This window comes from Anaeromicrobium sp. (genome assembly GCF_025210435.1).
In the GTDB taxonomy this organism is placed as follows: domain Bacteria; phylum Bacillota; class Clostridia; order Peptostreptococcales; family Thermotaleaceae; genus Anaeromicrobium.
In genome coordinates this window covers 1-22946 of the sequence record NZ_JAOART010000001.1, presented here as the reverse complement: position 1 = coordinate 22946, position 22946 = coordinate 1, and the positions used below count along the sequence as shown (strand labels likewise).

The window sequence follows — 22946 nt, the reverse complement described above, 5'->3', positions numbered from 1 at the left end:
TTCTTAGTACTGAATAAAGACGAAATCGGAGATTTCTGTTATTCAGCATTGTTCAACACATCTAGTGGCAATAGCAAGAGGGCTACACCTGTTCCCATACCGAACACAGAAGTTAAGTCTCTTAGCGCCGATGGTACTTGGTGGGTAACTGCCTGGGAGAGTAGGACGTTGCTAGTTTAGATAATAAAAGCCAAAGCGAATATTCGTTTTGGCTTTTATTTGCATTTACATAGAATTGTGTTATAATTATAAACGTTACCATATGAAATTTTTTACATCAAAATATATTTTAAAATTCAGTAAATATAAGGTTGTGATACCATGGCTAGTCGTACTTTAAATGAAGATAAGGTAGGAATGTCTCTTACATCAAGAATATTTCATATTCTTAGAGAAGATATACTAAATGACAAGTATAAAGAGGGAGAAAAACTAGGAGAAGCTAAATTGGCGGAAGAACTAGGCGTAAGTCGTACTCCCGTAAGAGAAGCACTAAAACAATTAGAATTAAATGGAATTGTAGAAAATATTCCTAATAGAGGCGTAATAGTAAGAGGCATATCTAAAAGAGATATAGATGATATATTTACTATTAGAGAAGCTGTAGAAGGAATAGCTGCCAGTTGGGCAGTAGAAAGAATAACTGAAGATGAATTAAAAAAACTTCAAGAAACCCATGAACTTATGGAATTTTATGCTTTTAAAAATGATATAGAAAAATTTGCAGAATTAAATACTAAGTTCCATGAGATCATATATGAAGCCACAAAGAGTCGCCATCTAGAACAGATTCTTAGAAACTTCCAATATTATATGAAAAAAACTAGAAAGAAATCTCTACAAGTTGAAGGCAGATTAAATGATACTATTAAGGAACATGAAGAGGTTTTGAAGGCATTTTTACAAAAGGATCATATAAAGGCTAAAGAATCTATTGCTAGTCACATTAGAAATTCTAGAAAAAATGTTGAAGAAAATACTGAACTATAGGCTATTTCGTAATGAAGTAGTCTTTTTTTATGAACTTTTTCACACTATAGATTTGGTAGTTTTAAAATGGTTTTATATAGTAACTTGCCTATAATGGAAAAAATTTTCAATATATTTTCCTGAAATAGGCCCACATAAAACAAGTTTTGTGTTGATAAATCTATGTAGGAGGAAAATATGAATAATATTATAGAAAATAAATTGAGGTCAATTGATAGAATATCCTTCCATGTGCCTGGTCATAAGTATGGAAGAATATATAAAAAGTATGGAATTAGTAATATATTAGATTTAGATACTACAGAAATTCCAGGTACAGATAATTTACATAGTCCAGAAGGAATAATAAGGGAATCACAAGTAAGGGCAGCTAATTTTTTTGGCGCAGATAATACATTTTTCTTAGTAAATGGAACTACTAGTGGTAATATAAGTGCTTTGCTGGCAAGTTTAAATCCAGGAGAAAAGGTATTGGTACCTAGAAATTGTCATAAATCTGTAGTGAGTGGAATGATCATGGGGGGCATAGAGCCTGTGTATATGATGCCAAAAATATATAGGGGCATATCCATGGGGATGGATTTAAATACTTTAGAAAATAAATTAAAAGAAGATATACAAATAAAAGCCATATTAATTACGAACCCTAATTATTATGGCATATGTGCAGATATTGAAAAAATCAGTGAAATAGCCCATAAATATGGAAAAATATTAATAGTAGATGAAGCCCATGGTTCCCATTTAATATTGAGTGAAAAACTACCTATGGATGCTTTAAGAGCAGGAGCAGATATGGTTTGCCAAAGTACTCATAAAACATTAATGAGTTTTACCCAAAGCTCCATGATACATGTGAAGGGAAATAGGGTAGATAGGGATAGGTTAAAATTTATGCTTAGGATGAATCAAAGTACTAGTCCTTCTTATTTATTAATGAATTCACTAGATACTACCGTATCCATATTAATAGAAGATGGTAAAAAACTAATAGATAATCTAATTAATAATTTAGAAGAATTTTATAAAAAACTAGAGCACATAGATATAGATTATTTTAGTAGGAAAAAATTAAGTCCATACAATGTATATGATTATGATTTAACGAGAATAGTAATAGATATGACTAAATACGGAATAATTGGAACAAAGTTGGAAAAAATTTTATATGAAAAATATAATATACAAATGGAGATGAGCGATACAAATCATATAGTTGGAGTTGCCACCATAGGAAATATAAAGGATGATTTTGAAAAATTATATGAAGCATTGAAACATATTAAAGAGGTTTATGGAAAGAAAGAAATAATAGAAGAAAAAACTTTAAATTATAATATGTTACCAAAGGTAATATTAAATCCACGCCAAGCCGCATATGGTCAAAAAAAGAGTATAAAATTAGAGGATAGTATTGGCCATATAAGTGGAGAATATATTATACCTTATCCACCAGGGATTCCACTATTATGTCCTGGTGAAGAAATAAGCAAGGATTTAATAAATCATATTAAGTTATTAAAGGATAACCATATAAACCTTACAGGAATTAAGGATAAGAGTCTAATGTTTATACAAGTTATAGAAAAGTAGAATTTGAAATATAATATATAGTATAGTAAAATTTAGGTAATATAGGCTGTTATTACATACAACATATATTCATTTTAATAATTATGGCCTATAAAAATTAATGACAGGGGTGAAGTGTATTGCGAAGATTTGGTAGCCATATGATAAGCTTAATTATTATAGCCCTTTTATTCTTAGTCTTTTCATTTAATACAATAATAGAATTTGCAACAGACTATCAGTGGTTTAAGGAACTTGGGTATAACAAAGTATTTTTAACTAAGCTAATGACACAATTAAAATTAGGTATACCATCTTTTATAATTGTAACCATAGGTATATACATATACTTAATGATTTTAAAAAAATCCTATTATAAAAAAGTTCAAAGTAATAGTGTAAGTATAAGTGATAAAAGAATAAATCAATTGGCATTAGGAATAGCAGCTATAGTGGCTTTCATGTGTAGTATTACCTTGCTAGGAAGTTCTTGGTTTGAAATATTGGCATTTATGAATGCTACTGATTTTAATGTGGCAGACCCTATTTTTGGTACAGACATAGGCTTTTACATATTTAAATTACCCGTATTACAACAATTTTATTATATGTCTATAGGTTTCATAGTCATGATGGGGATAGTAACTGTATTGTTTTATATCCTAATGCTTGGAACTAGAAGGCCTACCATATTTAATTCTGTAGATGAAGATGAGTTAAATTCAAGAAGAATGAATAGAAGTTTTAACAATAAATTAGACTTAGGTAATGGAAAGCAATTATTAAATATTGCCCTTACCCAGTTAGTAATATTAGGTGTAATCCTATTAATATTAATAGGATTAGGATATTTATTAAATATATATAATCTAATGTACTCCACAAGGGGAGTGGCTTATGGAGCCAGCTACACTGATGTGAATGTAAATCTATGGATATATAGAATCATGTCGGGCCTTTCTATAGTATCTGCCCTATTGTTAGTTGTGGGTGCTAAAAGGAAAAATTTTAAATTATCCTTAAGTGGACCTATTATAATGATAATAGTGAGTGTAATAGGAAATGTGGCTGCCATGGGAGTTCAAAACTTCATAGTAGAGCCAGATGAATTATCTAAAGAAAGAAAGTACCTAGAGAACAATATAAAATATACTCAAATGGCCTACAATATTAATAATGTGGAAGAAAGAAATTTTAAAGCTACAGATACTTTAACAAGGGAAGATATAGATAATAATAAGGGAACTATAGAGAATATAAGAATAAATGATTATAGACCTACAAAGCAGTTTTATAATCAAAGCCAGGGAATAAGAAGATACTATCAATTCCACGATGTGGATGTGGATAGATATATGTTAAATGGTGGGTTAACCCAAGTGTTTTTATCTGCAAGGGAAATGAACTCAGCTGAAATAACTGATCAATGGATAAATAAATATTTAAAATACACCCATGGATATGGTGTGGCCCTATCTCCAGTAGATGCCATAACTAGTGTAGGACAGCCAGAATTATTAGTTAAGGATATTCCTCCTAAAACTAATATGGAAGAATTAAAAATTGACTATCCTCAAATATATTTTGGAGAATTGACTGACGACTATATTATAACTAACACGAAGGAAAAGGAATTTGATTATCCAAAGGGAAATGAAAATGCAGAGACCTTCTATGAGGGAGATGCAGGAATAAAGTTAAATGGAATAAACAAAATACTCTTTGCCATAAGAGAAAAGAGTTTGAAACTTGTTATTTCTGGAAACATAAAAAATGACAGTAAAATTTTACTATATAGAAATATAAAGGAAAGGGTAAGGAAAATAGCTCCATTCATAGAATATGATAAGGACCCTTATGTGGTAGTGGCAGACAAGAAATTGTATTGGGTTATAGATGGATATACTATAAGCTCAAATTATCCTTACGCAGAGCCCTATAATAAAAATAAAATAAATTATATAAGGAATTCTGTAAAAGTTGTAATAGATGCATATAATGGAGATACAAAATATTACATAACAGACGAAAAAGATCCAATTATCCAGACCATGTCTAAGGTTTTTCCACAATTATTTACATCTGTGGATAAAATGCCTTCTAAAATAAAAGAACATATGAGATATCCACAAACAATATTTGATATTCAAGCTATTGTATATAGAAGATATCATATGAATAATACAAATGTATTTTATCAAAATGAAGATTTATGGGATATAGCTAAAGAAATCTATGGTGGAAGCGATAAGTCAGATATTATGGAATCAAACTATTTCATAATGAAATTACCAGAGGAAGATCAGGAAGAGTTTTTATTATCCATTCCATATACACCTAAAAATAAGCCTAATATGACGGCACTTTTAATGGCTAGAAATGATGGAGAGGATTATGGAAAACTAATACTATATAAACTTCCAAAACAAAAGAACGTATATGGTCCTATGCAAATAGAATCTAAGATAGACCAAAATACTACTATTTCTAAAGAGTTTTCCCTATGGGGACAAAAGGGTTCTAGTTATATAAGGGGTAATCTACTAATTATACCTATAGAAAATTCCCTACTTTACATAGAGCCAATTTATCTAAAGGCAGACAATGAAAACTCATTACCAGAGGTTAAGAGGGTAGTTGTAGCCTATGGAGATAAAATAGCCTATGAGGAAACTTTAAAGGAAGCATTAGAATCTTTATTTGGAAGAAGGGGAGAAATACCAGGTGAGGAAATTGCCCCTGGGGAACTTCCAATAGATGGAGATAATATAACCCTAATAGAAAGGGCAAATGAAGCCTTCATAAGGGCAGAAGAAGCCCAAAGACAGGGTAATTGGTCTGAATATGGTAGATATATAAATGAAGTTAAGAGAATACTAATAGAGTTAAAGGATAAAAAATAATAATAAAACTCCAATAGGCAAATTTATTTGACTATTGGAGTTCTTTTATTTTATTTAAAATATCATATTGCCTAACAGATTATATACAAATCCTATAGGTTTCGATATTAATTTATCTATAATATCTGTAACTATTAAAATTAAAAGTGCAAATCTAGAAAAATTATAGATTTTATAATAGTTTGGACTCTCATATAGATTAAATAGATTTAATATTATATGTGAACCATCTAAAGGTGGAAATGGGAATAAATTAAAGACACATAAAACTATATTTATCTGAGCTGCATATGAAAAAATCCTTATGACAGTATGAAGTAAACTTCCTTCTCCTATGAAATCATTAGTGACAAATATTATTTTTATACATATAAAGAAAAATATTGCCAATAGTATGTTCATAAAAGGTCCTGCTAAAGAAACTAACACATCATCTCTTTTAGGGTTCTTAAAATTTCTAGGATCTATCATCACTGGTTTTGCCCAACCAAAGCCTGCAATTAAAAGAAATATGAATCCAACAAAATCTATATGGGGAAGGGGGCTAATGGTAAGCCTTCCCATCTTCTTAGGAGTATCATCTCCAAGCCATACGGCCATTTGAGCATGGGCATATTCATGAAATGCTAATCCTATTAAAATACCAGGTAATAATAATAATTTATCCATTATATTAAATGACATTTCTAATCTCCTTTTCCTAAAATATTTAACAACCTATTATAACATAATGTATACAAACAAATATTAATAAAGTATTAATTTTTAAATGGGAGTTATAGATTTTTTGGTTTATAAACTTGCTTTATGTGAGCCTATTTCATGTTTAGATAGCATAGGATGTTGTGACGTTCCAGGGTTCCAAAAATTTTCAATCGTTTCCCTTGTAGGCAAGTTACTGTAATAAAACAAATTTAAGATCAAGAAATCTATAATATAAATAAAAACCTCTCTCCAGTAATGGAGAGAGGTTTTTTAGGGAGCAAAAGTAATGGATGAATCCTATCTTGTTCTTAAAATTTTTATTTCATCTACAGTCATCCGGTCTAGCCTAGAGGCCATACGGGCGAATTCTTGTCTTGTTATTATTCCCTTTTGAATTAATAATTCTATTATGGTTGCAATTGCCAACGTATTCCTATAATCAGTTTCCTTTAAATCGCCTAATTCGGCGTAAACTTCTAAATCTAACATTTTTAATTTCCCCCTTGAAAATGAACTTAGTATAAGTATGTCCCTTTATTTATTTTTTATACTTAAAGTTTAGTTCAACAATGGAAGTTTTTTAGCATAGAATAATATATATTCATCATATTTCTAAGGGGAGGGTATTAAAGTATGAAGGCCACTAGTCCCATTTCCTATTTATTAAAAACTACTATTCTATTTATAAAATCACTATTAATATATATTTTTAAAAAGGACAATGAAAAACTAGAAGAAATATATTATGAAATGATGGACTTAGAAATTGATTATATAGAAAATTTTTCAGATGAGGAAGAAAAAAATCAAGTATATAAACAAAAAATAATAGAATTGGTAGAGTTAATATCCATAATAGAACCTAAAGATATATTAAAAATAGAATCTTTAGAAGAAAAAATGTATAAAGGATTAAAATTAAGAGAAAATATAATAAACAATCTTTATTTAGAAACCTGGTTAATAAATAATAGACTTTGGTTATATATACTGGAAAGCAAAAATAGTGGAGATAGGCTAGTTCCCATAGATGTGGATAATTTGTACTTAATAAGAGTAGATCAATTGTATTATGCTCTAAAGGAAAAGAGAGTTGCAGGTCTTTTGAGATTCTAGAAGTTACCATGTTGACAAAAAAAAATTAATATGCTAAAATACTTTAAAAATTAATATAAGATACTGTGAAAAGAAATAGTAGATAATGAGGTTTCTTAAGAGAGTCGATGGTTGGTGTAAATCGATGAAATCTATTGTTGAATCCATCTTGGAGTAGCCAACTGAAAAATTATAGTAGGTTGTGCCGGTGGCCGTCGATAAGGGCATTAAAGAGGACTAATTAAGTTAGCCAATTAGGGTGGCAACGCGGGATAATATCTCGTCCCTGTATGTACATACAGGGACGAGTTTTTTTTTATTGAAAAAATTAAAATTTAAATATATAGGAGGAAGATGTTATGTTAGATATTAAAAGAATTAGAACTAACTTAGACGAGGTTAAAGAGTTAGTTTCTAGACGTGGAAAGGGCCATTATGGAATAGACAAAATCGTAGAATTAGATAAGGTGAGACGTGAAATTCTACAAGAGGTAGAAGTGATGAAAAATAGACAAAAGACCGTATCTAAGGAAATTCCTAAGTTAAAAAAAGAAGGAAAAGATACTACTGAAATAATGGCTGAAATGAAAAAACTATCTAGTGATATTAAAGAATTAGATGAAAAGGTAAAGGGTATAGAAGAAGAAATTCAGGAAATCCTATTAGGAATCCCTAATACACCAAATCTAACAGTTCCACAGGGAGATACGGATGAGGATAATGAAGAAGTGAAAAAATGGGGAGAACCAACAAAGTTTGACTTTGAATTTAAAGCTCACTGGGACGTGGGAAGTGATTTAGAAATATTAGATTTTGAAAGGGCTACTAAGATCACAGGAGCTAGATTTACAGTATATAGGGGACTTGGAGCAAGACTTGAAAGAGCTCTTATTAACTTTATGTTAGACTTACACACTACTGAACATGGATATGAAGAAGTATTACCACCATTTATGGTTAATAGGGACAGTATGACAGGTACGGGACAGCTTCCTAAATTTGAAGATGACATGTTTCATTTACCAAGTAAGGACTTTTTCCTAATTCCAACGGCAGAAGTTCCAGTAACTAACCTTTATGCTAAGGAAATACTAAAAGAAGGAGATTTACCTGTTTATCATACGGCATATACTCCATGTTTTAGAAAGGAAGCAGGATCTGCAGGTAGAGATACCAGAGGCCTTATTAGACAACATCAATTTAACAAAGTTGAGCTAGTTAAGTTTGCTCACCCAGAAAAATCTTATGAAGAACTAGAATCTTTACTATTAGCAGCAGAAGAAGTATTAAAGAGATTAAATATTCCATATAGAGTAGTAAAACTTTGTACAGGAGACTTAGGATTCAGCTCTGCCATGACTTATGATATAGAAGTTTGGATGCCAAGCTATGATAGATATTTAGAGATTTCTTCTTGTAGTAACTTTGAAGATTTCCAAGCTAGACGTGCTAATATTAGATTTAGACCAGAAGAAAAGGGAAAAGTTGAATTTGTACACACATTAAACGGTTCTGGTCTTGCAGTGGGAAGAACTGTAGCAGCCATATTAGAAAACTATCAACAAGAGGATGGATCTGTAGTTATTCCTGAAGCTTTAAGAGCGTATATGGGTGGACTTGAAAAAATAACTAAATAAGGCATATTAAAAAAAATAAATGTAGTCATAAATATGGCTACATTTATTTTTTGATTTTTATTAAATTAAAATTAAAAAGGGAAAAAACCTACTATTCCTACTTTTATACTAATTTTATGATAAAATTATAAGATGGAGTAAGATTAAAAAGGAGGACTAGATATGAGAATGGTCCCAATAAATGCCGTAAAAGAGGGGACTTTTTTAGCACAAGCATTATACAACGACCAAGGCAAAATATTACTATCTAAAGGTGTGAGATTAACTGACGGGTTATTAAAAAGAATAAAGGAACATTCTTTTTATTCCATATATATAATAGATGAATATTCTCAAGGAGAATTAGATGATATTATAAAGCCACAGGTGAGACAAAAGGCTATAGCAACCATAAGGGCTACTTTAAATACTATAGTAGATTTAGATGATGATAATAAAAATAAGTTTGCTAAAAAGGTATTAGAAAAGCAAAAGGATCAACAGATAGACGATATGCAAAAACTTGCTAAAATGATAGTTGATGATATATTTACTCAAAATGATTTAATGATAAACCTAGTAGATATTAAAAGCATGGATAGTTATACCTTTAACCATAGTGTAAACTCTGCCATATTAGCATTAGTAATAGGAATTGGTCATGGCCTTAATAAAAATGATTTATATGACCTTACTATGGGCATGTTACTTCATGATGTGGGAAAAATGTTTATTCCATCAGACTTGTTAAATAAAGAGGGCAATTTAACACAAGAAGAGTTTGCCATTATGAAGGACCATACGGTAAGGGGATATAACTATTTAAAGGACAATACGGATTTAAGTAATAAGATAAGGATAATATCTTTGCAACATCATGAAAGGGTAGATGGTACAGGATATCCCTTTGGATTAAAGGATCCTCAGATTTATTCTTTATCTAAAATAGGAGCAGTAGCAGAGGTTTATGATGCCATGACATCTGATAGGCCCCAGAGGAAGGCACTACCACCTAATGATGCTGTAGAGCTTATAATGGGAGCTGGAGGAAGATATTTTAATATAGACATAGTAAAGACCTTTGTAAAGAAGGTAAACCCTTTCCCTGTAGGCACAGCTGTATATCTAAGTAACGATTCTATAGGAATAGTAGAAGCCATAAATAATTTATACATGTTAAGACCCCTAGTTAGAATAGTGAAGCAAGAAGGAAAAATAGTGGAACCCTTTTTATGTGATTTAATAAGAGAGAAGAACATAGTAATAACTGGTATATGTCATGAAATATAGGGTATATAAAAAAATAATGGGCGAAATGACTAACTTATTTTTGAATATATCTAAAGAAAGGGAGGAATATTTATGAAAAAAATATTAGGATTAGTACTCACAATTGTATTAGTATTATCATTAGGAGCGTGTGGAAAAAAAGAAGTTAAAACGAATGAAACTCCTAAAGTTGAAAAGAAAGAAAAAGTTGAAGAACGATTGGCTAAATTTCCAGAATTTAAATTAAATGATTTAAATGGAAATGAAGTTAGTAATGAAGACTTTAAGAACTATGATATAACTATGATAAACATATGGGGAACTTTCTGTCCTCCATGTATAGAAGAGTTACCAGAATTAGAAAAACTAAGTGAAGCATATAAGGATAAGAATTTTAGATTGATGGGAATTATAGTAGATAGGGACGAGTATGGAGCTAAAGAGTTATTAAAGGAAAAGGGAGCCACATATACTAACTTTGTACCAAATAGGAATATAGAAGGATTATTAGCAAATTTTGATGCAGTACCTACTACTATATTTGTAAATAAAAACGGAGAAGTATTAAGAAAAATAGTAGTAGGATCAAGATCCTTTGAAGATTATGATGAAATAGTAAAAGAATTATTGGAAAATCAATAAAAGGAGATATAATATGTTAAATAAAAAAATGATGAGCAATTTACTGCTCATCATTGGTATTATATTCATAATAACAGGCATATATAGAAGGGAAATGGCTCAGGTGTTGATTAAGGCTATTAACATATGTTTGGAGTGTATTGGAATTGGTTAATTTAAAAAGAAGACTTATTCAGTTAAGTAGTACCATAATAACAAATGGATATTTTAAAGGTTTTTTGAGTGGAAAAATATATAAGGGAAATTTGAAGGCCCTTTGTGTTCCATCATTAAATTGTTATTCCTGTCCTGGGGCTTTAGGATCTTGCCCTATAGGTTCATTACAGGCTATTGTTGGGTCTATAAAATATAATTTTTCATTTTATGTTGTTGGATATTTAATTTTATTTGGAACTCTGTTTGGTAGATGGATATGTGGTTTTTTATGTCCCTTTGGTTTTTTTCAGGAAATCATATACAAAATACCTAGTAAAAAAATACGTAAAAGTAAGTTTTTTGGATTTTTAAAGTATTTAAAATATCTTATGCTAATATTTCCAGTGTTATTAATTCCAATGTATTTATCCATAAAAAAGGGCATAGGAGATCCTACATTCTGTAAATACGTATGTCCAGCAGGTACCTTAGAAGGAGGAATACCCCTTACTATGATGAATCCCTTTTTAAGGGAAATAGTGGGTGGTTTGTTTTTGTTTAAACTAAGTATATTAATATTAGTGGTTTTAGGGTCAATAATAATATTTAGGCCATTTTGTAGATTCATATGTCCCTTAGGGGCCATATATGGATTATTTAATCCTATAAGTTTGTATCAATATAAAGTAGATGATAATTGTATAAAATGTGGCAAATGTGAAGCCACATGTAAACTAAACATACCCACATATGAAAAACCAAATAGTTTTGAATGTATAAGGTGCGAAGAATGTGTTAAGGTATGTCCTACTAAATCTATAAAGAAAGTTATATGTCATAAGGGGTGATTAGGAATGATACTAAAAAAAAGCATTTACGCAGATTTATGCCTTTTAATAGTGGCCATAATTTGGGGGTCTGGTTTTATAGTAACTAAAAATGCATTAGATTCTTTTACTCCCCATTATTTAAATGGGATTAGATTTATCATATCTTTTTTAGTTTTAAGTACCGTATTTCATAAAAAAATGTTTAAAATATCAAAGGAAGAGTTGAAGGCTGGAGTAATAATAGGTTTATTTTTATTTGGTGGATTTGCAACCCAAACGGTAGCCCTTCAATATACTACAGCTAGTAAATCAGCTTTTTTAACAGGAACTAATGTGGTTATAGTACCCTTTTTAGTGTGGATAGTAAGTAGAAAGTTTCCAGGGATAAAACCTTTAATAGGGGCTACACTTACTATGATAGGAGTGGGATTTTTAACTTTTGATGGAAGTTTAAATAGTATGTCAACGGGAGATATTCTTACTTTAATATGTGCCATATTATTTGCAGCCCATATATGTAGTATAGGGCATTTTGCAAGTAAGGTAGATCCTTATGTGTTGGCCACGTTGCAAATAGGGGTTACAGGTATAATATCTTTAATTATAGGTATATTTACAGAGCCCATGCCTGTATTTAATAGTAGTGCAGTGCCAGGTATCCTTTATTTAGCACTAGTTTCAACTACCTTGGCATTTTTGATTCAAAATGTGGCCCAAAGATACACCACATCTACCCATACTGCCATAATATTGGCCTTAGAATCCGTATTTGGAACCATATTTAGTGTAATATTTTTAAATGAAATTTTAAATAAATTTATGATAATAGGTTGTGGCATAATATTTATAGCCATAATAGTAACAGAAGTGGATTTTAGCCAAATAATCAATAAAAAGGCTATAGGAGTAGAGAGACTTTAAATCAAATAATAATGGAGGTATTTATGATAGGTAGTATGAGTGTAGCAAGGGCAGCCATAGAGATGGCAATGACTGAAAATAGAGATATAGAAGATAAAATGGTACAAGAATTAAAAAAGAAAGACATGAAGGCTGTGGCCGTTAATATAGGTGGTAATTTAATTGATTCCATACCTAAAATAATAGAAAGGGCCCTAGTAGCATCAAGAAGAACTGGCGTAATAAAGGAATGCCATGTGCAAGATGGTGCGGTGGCAGGAGCTGCTAGAGATGCCATAATGCAAGTATCTGCCAAAGCTACAGGGTTAAATGTAGGTGGTAAGATAGGTATTGCTAGACATGAAGAACATTTAAGTGTATGTATATTTATGAGCATAGGACTACTTCATCTAAATGAAGTTGTAATAGGTCTTGCCCATAGATCTTTACCTAGAGAATAAAGGTATAAGGAGAAAAGTTCTTTGGCTTTTCTCTTTTTTAACAAAAAAAAAATAAATTTTGAAAATGTTGACTTTTCATCCAAGTTAATTTATAATGAGAGACATATTTTAGTAGAATGGTAGATGGAATTAAAAAAAGAGGTAGCATGGTAGTTAGGTAGAGAAATATGGGTAGGAATGGCTCTTTAAATGATTATTTAAAAGAGTTCTATTTACTATTGTCAAAAAACACAACTCTCCTAATGGGGGAGTTTTTTTTATGGCAAAATTAAAAATCAGGAGGATGGTAAAATGGTAGTTAAAAATTTAAAAATTATAGGAATTTTATTAATTGGGTTATTAATACTAGGTGGATGTGGAGCCAATAAAGAGGTGGAAACTTCATCCCATAGTAAATTTAAAATTGGAGTAACACAGATAGTGGAACATCCAGCATTAGATGGAGCTAGGGAGGGATTCATAGCTGCATTTGAAGAAGCTGGACTTAAGGATAAGATAGATATAGAAGTGCAAAATGCACAAGGAGATATACCTACTACTCAAACCATAGCACAAAACTTCGTATCTTCTAAAAAGGATATGATACTTGCCATAGCTACACCTTCAGCTCAATCTGCATTCAACGTAACTAAGGATATTCCCATAGTAATAACAGCCGTAACTGACCCTGTAGAAGCAGGCCTGGCAGATTCTTTAGAATCATCAAATAATAATGTGACAGGTACATCAGATATGACACCTATAAAAAGACAATTTGAACTTTTAAAGGAGTTAGTTCCAGATGCTAAAAAAGTAGGTGTAATATTTAACACTAGTGAAGCAAATTCAGAAGTCCAAGTGAAGATGGCAGAGGAACTAAGTAAGGAATTTAATATGGAGTTAGTTAAAGTTGGTATTACTAACGTAAATGAAATCTCTCAAGGTTTAGAATCTATTATTAAGGATATTCATGTATTGTATGTACCTACAGATAATATGGTAGCATCAGCAATGCCCCTTGTGGCAGAAAAGTGTATAGAAAATAAGGTTCCTGTTATTGGAGCAGAAAAAGCTCAAGTAGAAGGGGGCGCATTGGCTACAGAAGGTATTGATTACTTTAAATTAGGATTCCAAACAGGAAAGATTGCCATAGAAGTTATGAATGGTAAAAAGCCAAGTGAAATTAGTATAGGCACTTTAAAGGATACTCAATTAGTTATTAATGAAGATACGGCTAAGAAGTTAAACTTAGAGATTAGTGAAGATTTATTAAAGAGAGCAGAATTAGTTAAAGGTGGGAAGTAATTATGAATAGTTTTGTTATAAATATATTAGAACAAGGATTTATATTTGGAATAATGGTACTAGGAGTATATATAACTTATAAAATATTAGATTTTCCAGATTTATCTGTTGAGGGAAGTTTTCCACTTGGAGCAAGTATTTGTGCAAAACTACTAGTTATGGGGGTAAACCCAATAATAGCCACACTGGCAGCCCTTGTGGCAGGATTATTAGGAGGAGCCATAACTGCATTTTTACATGTAAAGTTAAAGATAACTAATTTGTTATCAGGGATACTTGTGATGATAGGACTATACTCCATAAACTTAAGAATAATGGGAAAAGCAAATATACCCCTATTTTCACAAAATAGTGTATTTGATATAAAGGTCCCAAAGCTAGTAATCATAATGATTATAGCTATAAGCGTTAAATATATGCTAGATATATTTTTAAATACAAAGTTTGGATTTTTAATAAGGGCCACAGGAGATAACCCTAAATTAGTAACATCATTAGGCATAGATATAGGCCTTACGAAATTTGCAGCATTAATGGTTTCAAATGGATTAGTTGCTTTATCTGGAGCATTGGTATGCCAATACCAAAGATTTTCTGATGCAGGTATGGGAACGGGAATAATAGTCATGGGTCTGGCTTCAATCATATTTGGAGAATCCATATTTAAAAAGGTTAAGTTAATAAATTTAACTACCATGGCCCTTTTAGGAAGTATATTATATAAAACCAGTGTGGCACTAGCTTTAAAATTAGGATTCCCACCTACAGATTTAAAGTTAATTACAGCTTTAATAGTTGCATTAATGCTTGGATTAAATAATAAAAAGATGACCTTTAAATTTAAAACATTCACCATAGGAGGTAGGCAAAATGCTGTGGGTACGAAATCTTTGTAAAACATTTAATAGGGATAGTGTAAATGAAAAGAAGGTATTTGAAAACTTTTCATTAGATATAGAAGATGGGGATTTTATAACTATCATAGGTAGTAATGGAGCTGGAAAATCTACTTTTTTAAATCTCTTATCTGGATCAATAGAAAGTGATGAAGGGTCCATGAAGCTAGATGGAGAAGAGATAATTCATCTAGAGGAATTTAAAAGAACCAGGTTTATAGGTAGGGTATTTCAGGATCCATCCATGGGAACATCCCCAGGTATGACCATAGGAGAGAATTTATCCATGGCATTTAATAAGGGAAAGAAATTTAATTTATCCATGGGTGTTAGGAAAAAGGATATTCCTAAATATAAGGAAATATTGTCTACTTTAAATTTAGGTTTAGAGGATCAAATAAATTCAAAGGTAGGTCTACTATCAGGTGGTCAAAGACAGTCCTTATCATTGATAATGGCCACGGCTATAAAGCCTAAATTATTACTATTAGATGAGCATACGGCAGCCCTAGACCCTAAAACATCTGAAAGGATTATAGAGTTAACTAAAGAAGTGGTTAATAGGAATAATATAACTACCCTCATGGTTACTCACAACTTAGAGCAAGCTATTAATGTGGGCAATAGGTTGTTAATGTTCCATGGTGGAGAAGTTGTATTAGATATTAAAGGTGAAGAAAAAAGAAATCTTACTATAGAAGGTCTTTTAAAGAAATTTGAGAAAATACAAAGTAAAAATATATTAAGTGATAGGGCTTTATTTAATTAAGGCATATGACTAAGAGAAACGAATTCGTTTCTCTTATTTTTTTTCTATATAGATTTTTTATGTGAAAACAGGCTTTATGTGAGCCTACTTCAGGAAAATATATTGAAAATTTTTTCCACTCAAGTCCTTGTCACAATCGTAAGTGTGAATCTTCGTAGATAGGTTCACGCGTCATGTCCAAGTAGCATAGGATGTTGTGACGTTCCAGGGTTACAAAAATTTTCAATATATTTTCCTTCGTAGGCAAGTTACTGTATAAAATAATTCTAAAATCAAGAAATTTATAGGTTTATTAGGAACAGTTATTTAATAACAGGTCTGTGGAAAAGTTATTATAGACTTGTACACAATGTAAATATCATATATAGGGTATATGGTCGTGGATTTTAACTACATATTGTAGATTAAGTTAAAACTATCCACAATATTATTAAGTTATGAACAGTTTCGTGTGGATAACTTAATAAGTTAATTTTTACCTTATGCCGTATAATGGAGAAAGAAATCAACATATGTTGAAAAAAATATAAAAAAGTGTTAATAAGTAATTTTATGACATGGATTTATCCACAGAATCTAATGATTACACTTTATATTTAATATTTTTGTGTATAACTCTAGAATATATATAAATTTCGTATTTATAAACCAGCTTTATGTGAGCCTATTTCAGGAAAATATATTGAAAATCTTTTCCACCCAAGTCCTTGTCACAAGCGAAAGTATGAATCTTCGTATATAGGTTCATGACTCATGTTGGAGTAGCATAGGATGTTGTGACGTTCCAGGGTTCCAAAGATTTTCAATGGTTTCCCTTATAGACAAGTTACTGTATAAAGAAATCTTAGTGTTACGAAATCTATAAAGAGGATTATTAAATTTAATAATCCTCTTAATCTAATTTGAATTTTAAAAGTGCTTCTTTTAATTCTAGAGATAATAGGGATAAATGTTCACTAGCTGAAGCTATTTGACCTATGGATGTGGTTTGTTCTTGACTACTAGCGGCTACTTCCTCAGTAGAAGCGGCATTTTCCTCTGCTATGGCAGATAGGTTTTGGATTATATCCACTATTTCTTCCTTATCCTTTAATAATTTTTCTTCTGATATGTTTAGATCTTCTACAGTTTTTTCAGTGACCACAATAGAATTAAATATTTTATTATATTTTTCTTCTGTTATAGAAACACTTTCAGATTGAGCTTCGTTTACTTGAGATACCTTTTCAATCATCTTAACTACGTTTTGAGAGTTTTCCTGAAGTTCCTTAACTAAGTTATCAATTTCCTTAGTAGCATTGGCAGATTGCTCTGCTAGTTTCCTTATTTCATCGGCTACTACGGCAAATCCCTTACCAGCTTCTCCTACCCTAGCCGCCTCTATGGCCGCATTTAATGCAAGTAAATTAGTTTGTTCTGCAATGGAAGTAATGATAGTACTAGCAGAATCTATCCTTTGAGAACTTTCATTAGTTTTTAGTATTTCATCATATATTTTTTTAGAAACTATCATACTTTCTTGGTTTTTCTCAGTCAAGTTATTAACAGCCTCTAATCCTTCTTCTATAAGTTCCTTAGCATTGCTAGATATTTCATTTAATGAATTTATGTGATTTTGGTTTTCATTTATAATTTCACCTAATTCAATAGTTTTAGATGCACCTAATTCTGTATCTTGAGCTTGATTAGTGGCACCCTTTGCTATTTCGCTAACTGTATAGGCAACTTCTTCAGAAACCATAGATACTTGCTGGCATGTGGCCGTTAATTCTTGAGAAGATGCACTTACCCTATCGGCTGAATCACTTACTTTTAAAGTGAGATTTCTTATATTTTCAATCATAATATTAAAGGATCTAGATAAAGTACCAAATTCATCCTTTCTATTAAGTAAAGATTTATCTATATGACCTGTTAAATCTCCATCTGCTAATTTATCTGCATGTTTTGAAATTAATATTATAGGTTTTGATATTAGATTTCCTCCTATGAAAGATATTAACAAAGATAGTATTAAAACAAACCCTGTAATTATAAAAAGAGAAGATTTAAAGTCAGATAAAATCTGAAGAACTTCATCCTTTGGAGCACTAATACCTACAGACCAGCTAGTTCCATTTACAGGAGCATAACCACCCACCTTGTCTACTCCCTTAAAACTATAATAACTAAAGGCCTTTTCTCCTTTTATCATCCTATTAACCATGTTAGTTAAACTATCAGAATTAGCACTTTCAGATTCATCTAATAAATTATGTTTAGCTAAAACTAAGTCCATGTCCTTATGGCCTATTAATAAACCTTCTTCGTCTACTATGAAACCATAGCCTGTTTTTTCATATTTTATATCAGAAAGTATTTCACTTAAAAAAGCACCTGACTTATCTGCAGATAGAACACCTACAATTTTCCCATCATATACAATGGGAGTAGATAGGACTATTACGTAGGACCCATCTTCCTTACTTACAATGGGTTTAGATACATAACTTTTGCCAGATAGTGCTTCTTTAAAATATTTTCTATCATTTAGATCATAGGTTTTTCCATTAGTTCCATAGGCCATGCCCCTAGGAGTGATTATGTACATAGGTTCACTTACTTGCTTCTTTAACAAATCTATTTTTTCTTCTAAAGAAACATTTGGATCTGTAATCCTATCTTGTTTAGCTATTGTTTCTATTACTTTTTTTTCTGTATTAATGCGACTTTCTATAATTTTGGCCGTTTGATCTGCATATAATGGTAGTGCCTTTTGAGCATTATTAAGTAGAGCATTAGAAAATTTATTGTAAGAGACAAACTCTAAAGAAAGACTTAACAATAATAAAATAAGTACAAGAGAAACAGTTATTTTAAACTTAAAACTTTTCAAAGTGATACCTCCTAAAAATGTGAATTACTCAACAGCTGTTATACAATGTAAAAATACCCACAAAAAAGTTATGTAAACAGGAAGGGGGTAGTTTTTTGGCGAAGTTTAAGGTACTATAGAGATGTAAAGTATGTATGGATGGGAGATTAACATGAAAAAAATAACAAAAATATTTTTTATAATTATATTAATATTTAGCACTACATTAAATGGATTTGCATTAGATTTTCAGTCAAATGCTAAAGCTGCCATACTAACTGATGAAGAAGGAAATGTATTATATGAAAAAAATGGGAACGAAATATATGCTCCTGCTAGTATAACTAAGCTTATGACCTATTTACTTACTATGGAATATAGGGATAAGGGGCTAGTATCCTATGATCATATGGTTACCATAACTAAACATGCATCTAATGAGAGGGGATCCACATATTGGTTGGTTGAAGGAGAAAAATTAACATTAAAGGAACTAATAGATGCCATGATGGTAGCTTCTGCTAATGATGCCACTATGGCCATAGCCGAATATATAGGTGGTAGTGAAGAAGAATTTGTAAAAATGATGAATGATAGGGCACTAGAACTTGGAATGAAAAATACTCGCTTTGAAAATCCTAATGGAATGCCTGAAGAAGGTATGGGAAATTTAATGTCTGCAAAGGACATTAACATATTGGCCAAGTATTTAATAAGGAATTATAAAGATGAATTGTTAACCCTTACGTCAATGAAAACATTAGTAAATGAAAAGAGAAGATTTAGAAAAGATAATACTAATAAATTATTGAAAGTAATGCCACAGGTAGATGGATTAAAGACAGGATATACAGATGAAGCCGGATATTGCCTAGTTTCCACCATGCCAGCTAAGGGGTTTAGGCTAATAAGTGTGATTATGGGAACTAATAATGACTATGAAAGGGTAAAGGAAAGTAAGTCCTTATTGGAATTTGGAGACAATAACTTTAAAAAGCAAAAGGTAGTAGATATGGAGAGGGATAAATATACTATGAACTTATTTAATGAAGAAAAAGTTCCTGTAGAAATTGTTCCAAAGGAGAATATTTGGAGGGTAAGTCCTCATAAATATGTAAAGAGTCAAAACATAATTATTCCAGAGAATACCTACTGGAAAGTAAAAAAGGGTCAAGTGGTAGGAAATTTGGAATTAGAATTATATAATTCGGAAAGAATAAGAGTAGATCTAGTAAGCAATGAGGATAAGACCATTCCTCCAGGTGTATTTTTTAGGAATATATTCACCATATTAGGATGTGCAATTAAAAGTGCCATTTTAGGGTTGACAAACTAGACTAGTAACTTTAATATATAGGTATGTAATGCACCCGTAGCTCAGCGGATAGAGCGTCGGTTTCCTAAACCGTGCGTCGGAGGTTCGATTCCTCTCGGGTGCACCAGAATATAAGTCTCATTTTCCTTGATTTTTCAAGGAAGATGAGGTTTTTTATTTTGAGGGGGATTTTCAGTTGGTTGCTAGTTGTTTCTAAAAAATACTGGTTGTCGTCGTCGTTTCGACGTCAAAAGGACGTCGTGGAGGAATTGATGGATGTTAAGGATTGCAAGGGAAGAGGATTTGTGGATCGATGAGTTGGTGGCAAAATAGTATTTAATATAATTGTAGATAAGAAAATACAAAAAATGAGAAGAAGAAATAAAATTAATATATCTCCTCTTCTCATTATATTTTTATTACTACTTATTCTAATAATAGGTTTAGAAAATATATAATTATATTTATTGTTTATGATTGTAATGATAGTGCAAAGAGCTAGAGAGTAGGAGTATTTTGTATGTATGGTGAAAGCAGTTGGTTTCCTTTGGGAGTTAGAAAAATGAAAATATTATTTTGTGGAGAGTGCAGCTAGTTGTGATTATTGTTACGACATCGCTAGGGTTTTGTAGAGGATTCGTATGATATTAGTGATTTTAAGGAGAGAAAGTTTACAGATTGATGATTTTGGTGCAATGTAGCTATATCCAAGAAATAAAAAAGAGAAAATAAAATCAATATTTATCTCTCTTTTAATTATATTTTTATCACTTACCGTAGAGAGGTTGTACCTCTTCTACCATACTGAAAGTATGAAATAGATGAAAATGGTGTAATAGTCAGCCTGTAATGAACATAAGCTAAAAGCCATTTCAAACCACCTAGGATAAGTGAATAAGCTCATAGTTTTGCCTCCTAATATTTAATATATTCAGTTTTGAATGTATTACTTATTGATAGTTTACCATGTGATTACAGAAAAATCAATATAAAATCATGCTGAAATCAAGTTATTGCAACAGGTTTAGTGCATGTTATAATTATATTTTTATTATTTAAATCCTTATAAGGATTTGAAATTGTTTTGTGAGGGATTTTCAGTTAATTGCTAGTTATTTCTGAAAAATCTTAGTTGTCGTTGTTACGATGTCGCGGAGGATTTGGTGAGTGGTAGGGATTGCAAAGATTTAAATAAGATTCAGGAGTAATCTTATTTTATTATAAGGTGAACTAGTTAAATATTTACAATAGAAAATATAAAGTGATATAATTGGTGGGATGCAAATTGGATAATATTGGTGAAAAAATGCTAAATGTGAGGTATAATGTATAAGAAGAATAAAGGATAGAGGGGTTAAGCATGAGTTGGGATAATGTAGTATTTACAACTGTATTTTTAATTGTTTTTGCAGCTATAACATCTTTTATATTGTTTGTACAGAGTAAAGTGTCAAAAAAGGATTGGATTAAAGAAGATATTGAAACTCAAGATGAGATTTCGAAAATAAATAAAGAAATAGTAGAAGAATTCGAGGATAATGCACTAAAAATGATGGCTAGAAATCTTGCTGAGCTTAGAGAGTATTATATAATAAGTAAACAACAAGCTCGAAAAACTTTCTTCAGTGCAAGTCTTTTTAGCTCCATTGGTTTTGTAATCTTACTTCTTGGAATTGTAGCAATCTTTATAAAAGAAGATAAAGACGTAGCAAAATATACAATAATTTCTAGTATGATAACTGATTCTATTGCTGGGTTGTTTTTTTGGATGTATACAAAATCTTTAAATCAATTAAATTTGTATCATGATAGTTTAAGGCAAACAGAAAAATATGCAATTGCTATAAATGCTTGTGAAAAAGTATCTGTTAGAAATAGAGATGTTATTTTAGTAGATATTATTCAAAAGATGATTCAGAGTGAAAAAAATTTAGATATTAGTGGAGGATTAGATGAAAATAATTAGTAAATTAATTTTTATTATTTTAATAGGATTTGCAATTTACACATCTATTCAAGCTCAAGATACAATAGAATCTTTAGAAGAATATAGAACACAAGAATTGAATCCAGCGACAAGAGTTGTAAATAAGGCGTTTGAATCTATAGATGAATCTTTGGGGGTAGAGGTTATAGATTCAGAAAAAAACAAGAAAAATAATTCTATGATAGCTATATTATGTGGAGTATTATTATATGATACAGAGAAAGCTGGAAATCTTTTTGAATTATGTTCATTAGGTACATTATTATGGATTATGGTATCAGGAATTTTAATAAGATTTATATATACGCGAGTAAAGGAAGGCTACTTAAATCCATGGTTAATGGTCTTGGCTGTTGCTGCTTTTTTGATAGCACTATTACAGGGGCTTTATTTAGGGCAATTTGTATTGTTAATAATTCTTGCAGTAGCAATAGGTGTGTTTAAATTAGCTGTAGATTGATTGAGTGAAGAGGAAAGAGCATATATGTAAAATGGTACCTATAGAATGGACACTTTGAAAAAAAGTGTTTAGACTATGGGTACTTTTTTTATACAATATAATATAAGAATAGGAGGCTATTAAATGAGCAAAATTTTATTCACTAAAGAAGATATTAAAAAAACTTAATAATAATAAAAATGTTTTAAAAGTTAGCGAACGTGCAATTACATACACTTATGAATTTAAGGTGTTATTTATAGATGAATATATAAAAGGAAAAT

General features: G+C 30.8%; 20 protein-coding genes, 1 tRNA gene, 1 rRNA gene and 1 other annotated feature. Of the genes, 19 read left to right on the top strand and 3 right to left on the bottom strand.

Annotation, left to right across the window (positions count from 1 at the left end):
- The first annotated feature begins 60 nt into the window (after positions 1-60).
- The 4 genes from rrf (at position 61) to N4A57_RS00095 (ending at position 5465) form a co-directional block, all read left to right on the top strand.
- Positions 61-177, top strand: a 5S ribosomal RNA gene (gene rrf / locus N4A57_RS00110).
- Positions 178-321: 144 nt separating this feature from the next.
- On the top strand, positions 322-990 hold the full coding sequence (locus N4A57_RS00105; protein ID WP_293655207.1) for a GntR family transcriptional regulator: 669 nt from the start codon (positions 322-324) through the stop codon (positions 988-990).
- Between the two features lie 177 nt (positions 991-1167).
- Positions 1168-2583: an aminotransferase class I/II-fold pyridoxal phosphate-dependent enzyme gene (locus N4A57_RS00100; protein ID WP_293655205.1), complete on the top strand. Its 1416-nt coding sequence runs from the start codon at positions 1168-1170 to the stop codon at positions 2581-2583.
- Positions 2584-2702: 119 nt separating this feature from the next.
- The gene (locus N4A57_RS00095; RefSeq protein WP_293655204.1) at positions 2703-5465 is read left to right on the top strand and encodes a UPF0182 family membrane protein; all 2763 of its coding nucleotides are present in this window, start codon (positions 2703-2705) and stop codon (positions 5463-5465) included.
- Positions 5466-5519: 54 nt separating this feature from the next.
- Here the strand turns inward: N4A57_RS00095 and N4A57_RS00090 are convergent, their stop codons facing one another.
- Both N4A57_RS00090 and N4A57_RS00085 read right to left on the bottom strand, forming a co-directional pair.
- A complete protein-coding gene (locus N4A57_RS00090) occupies positions 5520-6149 on the bottom strand; it encodes a site-2 protease family protein (protein ID WP_293655203.1) in 630 nt (209 codons plus the stop codon).
- A gap of 318 nt (positions 6150-6467) precedes the next feature.
- Positions 6468-6659: a hypothetical protein gene (locus tag N4A57_RS00085; protein WP_293655202.1), complete on the bottom strand. Its 192-nt coding sequence runs from the start codon at positions 6657-6659 to the stop codon at positions 6468-6470.
- Between the two features lie 144 nt (positions 6660-6803).
- Here N4A57_RS00085 and N4A57_RS00080 point away from each other — a divergent pair, with 144 nt between their 5' ends.
- The 11 genes from N4A57_RS00080 (at position 6804) to N4A57_RS00030 (ending at position 16067) form a co-directional block, all read left to right on the top strand.
- Positions 6804-7286 carry a hypothetical protein gene (locus N4A57_RS00080; protein WP_293655201.1) on the top strand — a complete coding sequence of 161 codons (483 nt, stop codon included), beginning with the start codon at positions 6804-6806 and terminating at the stop codon, positions 7284-7286.
- Between the two features lie 56 nt (positions 7287-7342).
- Positions 7343-7556, top strand: a binding site (T-box leader).
- A gap of 68 nt (positions 7557-7624) precedes the next feature.
- Positions 7625-8902, top strand: a complete 1278-nt coding sequence (gene serS, locus N4A57_RS00075; protein WP_293655199.1) for a serine--tRNA ligase — start codon at positions 7625-7627, stop codon at positions 8900-8902.
- Between the two features lie 162 nt (positions 8903-9064).
- Positions 9065-10171, top strand: a complete 1107-nt coding sequence (locus tag N4A57_RS00070; RefSeq protein WP_293655197.1) for an HD-GYP domain-containing protein — start codon at positions 9065-9067, stop codon at positions 10169-10171.
- Positions 10172-10243: 72 nt separating this feature from the next.
- A complete protein-coding gene (locus N4A57_RS00065; protein ID WP_293655195.1) occupies positions 10244-10792 on the top strand; it encodes a TlpA disulfide reductase family protein in 549 nt (182 codons plus the stop codon).
- A gap of 13 nt (positions 10793-10805) precedes the next feature.
- Positions 10806-10946: a CD1871A family CXXC motif-containing protein gene (locus N4A57_RS18605; protein WP_293655193.1), complete on the top strand. Its 141-nt coding sequence runs from the start codon at positions 10806-10808 to the stop codon at positions 10944-10946.
- Complete coding sequence (locus N4A57_RS00055; protein ID WP_293655192.1) at positions 10939-11775, top strand: 4Fe-4S binding protein; 837 nt, start codon at positions 10939-10941, stop codon at positions 11773-11775. The genes N4A57_RS18605 and N4A57_RS00055 overlap by 8 nt, the downstream gene beginning before the upstream one ends.
- A 6-nt stretch (positions 11776-11781) precedes the next feature.
- Positions 11782-12678 (top strand): DMT family transporter, encoded by an 897-nt coding sequence (locus N4A57_RS00050; protein ID WP_293655190.1) that lies wholly within the window; start codon positions 11782-11784, stop codon positions 12676-12678.
- Between the two features lie 23 nt (positions 12679-12701).
- Positions 12702-13118 (top strand): HutP family protein, encoded by a 417-nt coding sequence (locus tag N4A57_RS00045; RefSeq protein WP_293655188.1) that lies wholly within the window; start codon positions 12702-12704, stop codon positions 13116-13118.
- 291 nt (positions 13119-13409) lie between these two features.
- Positions 13410-14402 carry an ABC transporter substrate-binding protein gene (locus N4A57_RS00040; protein WP_293655186.1) on the top strand — a complete coding sequence of 331 codons (993 nt, stop codon included), beginning with the start codon at positions 13410-13412 and terminating at the stop codon, positions 14400-14402.
- 2 nt (positions 14403-14404) lie between these two features.
- Positions 14405-15298: an ABC transporter permease gene (locus N4A57_RS00035; RefSeq protein ID WP_293655185.1), complete on the top strand. Its 894-nt coding sequence runs from the start codon at positions 14405-14407 to the stop codon at positions 15296-15298.
- Positions 15273-16067 carry an ABC transporter ATP-binding protein gene (locus N4A57_RS00030; protein WP_293655183.1) on the top strand — a complete coding sequence of 265 codons (795 nt, stop codon included), beginning with the start codon at positions 15273-15275 and terminating at the stop codon, positions 16065-16067. Before N4A57_RS00035 ends, N4A57_RS00030 begins: the two co-directional genes overlap by 26 nt.
- A gap of 892 nt (positions 16068-16959) precedes the next feature.
- Here the strand turns inward: N4A57_RS00030 and N4A57_RS00025 are convergent.
- Complete coding sequence (locus tag N4A57_RS00025; protein ID WP_293655181.1) at positions 16960-18942, bottom strand: methyl-accepting chemotaxis protein; 1983 nt, start codon at positions 18940-18942, stop codon at positions 16960-16962.
- Between the two features lie 151 nt (positions 18943-19093).
- Between N4A57_RS00025 and N4A57_RS00020 the strand changes: the two genes are divergently transcribed.
- The 4 genes from N4A57_RS00020 (at position 19094) to N4A57_RS00005 (ending at position 22683) form a co-directional block, all read left to right on the top strand.
- Positions 19094-20257 (top strand): D-alanyl-D-alanine carboxypeptidase family protein, encoded by a 1164-nt coding sequence (locus tag N4A57_RS00020; protein ID WP_293655180.1) that lies wholly within the window; start codon positions 19094-19096, stop codon positions 20255-20257.
- A gap of 30 nt (positions 20258-20287) precedes the next feature.
- Positions 20288-20363, top strand: a tRNA-Arg gene (locus tag N4A57_RS00015).
- A 1233-nt stretch (positions 20364-21596) separates the two neighbouring features.
- Entirely contained in the window at positions 21597-22202 is a 606-nt protein-coding gene (locus N4A57_RS00010; protein ID WP_293655179.1) for a TRADD-N-associated membrane domain-containing protein, read from the top strand.
- Positions 22189-22683 carry a hypothetical protein gene (locus tag N4A57_RS00005; RefSeq protein WP_293655177.1) on the top strand — a complete coding sequence of 165 codons (495 nt, stop codon included), beginning with the start codon at positions 22189-22191 and terminating at the stop codon, positions 22681-22683. The genes N4A57_RS00010 and N4A57_RS00005 overlap by 14 nt, the downstream gene beginning before the upstream one ends.
- The last annotated feature ends 263 nt before the right edge of the window (positions 22684-22946 follow it).

What these genes read in the sequence shown, in the direction of transcription:
- N4A57_RS00085 (WP_293655202.1), bottom strand. Translation starts at nt 6,659, where the DNA reads ATGTTAGATTTAGAAGTTTACGCCGAATTAGGCGATTTAAAGGAAACT.
- N4A57_RS00105 (WP_293655207.1), top strand. Translation starts at nt 322, where the DNA reads ATGGCTAGTCGTACTTTAAATGAAGATAAGGTAGGAATGTCTCTTACA.
- N4A57_RS18605 (WP_293655193.1), top strand. Translation starts at nt 10,806, where the DNA reads ATGTTAAATAAAAAAATGATGAGCAATTTACTGCTCATCATTGGTATT.
- N4A57_RS00070 (WP_293655197.1), top strand. Translation starts at nt 9,065, where the DNA reads ATGAGAATGGTCCCAATAAATGCCGTAAAAGAGGGGACTTTTTTAGCA.
- serS (WP_293655199.1), top strand. Translation starts at nt 7,625, where the DNA reads ATGTTAGATATTAAAAGAATTAGAACTAACTTAGACGAGGTTAAAGAG.
- N4A57_RS00010 (WP_293655179.1), top strand. Translation starts at nt 21,597, where the DNA reads ATGAGTTGGGATAATGTAGTATTTACAACTGTATTTTTAATTGTTTTT.
- N4A57_RS00050 (WP_293655190.1), top strand. Translation starts at nt 11,782, where the DNA reads ATGATACTAAAAAAAAGCATTTACGCAGATTTATGCCTTTTAATAGTG.
- N4A57_RS00045 (WP_293655188.1), top strand. Translation starts at nt 12,702, where the DNA reads ATGATAGGTAGTATGAGTGTAGCAAGGGCAGCCATAGAGATGGCAATG.
- N4A57_RS00100 (WP_293655205.1), top strand. Translation starts at nt 1,168, where the DNA reads ATGAATAATATTATAGAAAATAAATTGAGGTCAATTGATAGAATATCC.
- N4A57_RS00020 (WP_293655180.1), top strand. Translation starts at nt 19,094, where the DNA reads ATGAAAAAAATAACAAAAATATTTTTTATAATTATATTAATATTTAGC.
- N4A57_RS00005 (WP_293655177.1), top strand. Translation starts at nt 22,189, where the DNA reads ATGAAAATAATTAGTAAATTAATTTTTATTATTTTAATAGGATTTGCA.
- N4A57_RS00080 (WP_293655201.1), top strand. Translation starts at nt 6,804, where the DNA reads ATGAAGGCCACTAGTCCCATTTCCTATTTATTAAAAACTACTATTCTA.
- N4A57_RS00035 (WP_293655185.1), top strand. Translation starts at nt 14,405, where the DNA reads ATGAATAGTTTTGTTATAAATATATTAGAACAAGGATTTATATTTGGA.
- N4A57_RS00090 (WP_293655203.1), bottom strand. Translation starts at nt 6,149, where the DNA reads ATGTCATTTAATATAATGGATAAATTATTATTATTACCTGGTATTTTA.
- N4A57_RS00030 (WP_293655183.1), top strand. Translation starts at nt 15,273, where the DNA reads ATGCTGTGGGTACGAAATCTTTGTAAAACATTTAATAGGGATAGTGTA.
- N4A57_RS00040 (WP_293655186.1), top strand. Translation starts at nt 13,410, where the DNA reads ATGGTAGTTAAAAATTTAAAAATTATAGGAATTTTATTAATTGGGTTA.
- N4A57_RS00065 (WP_293655195.1), top strand. Translation starts at nt 10,244, where the DNA reads ATGAAAAAAATATTAGGATTAGTACTCACAATTGTATTAGTATTATCA.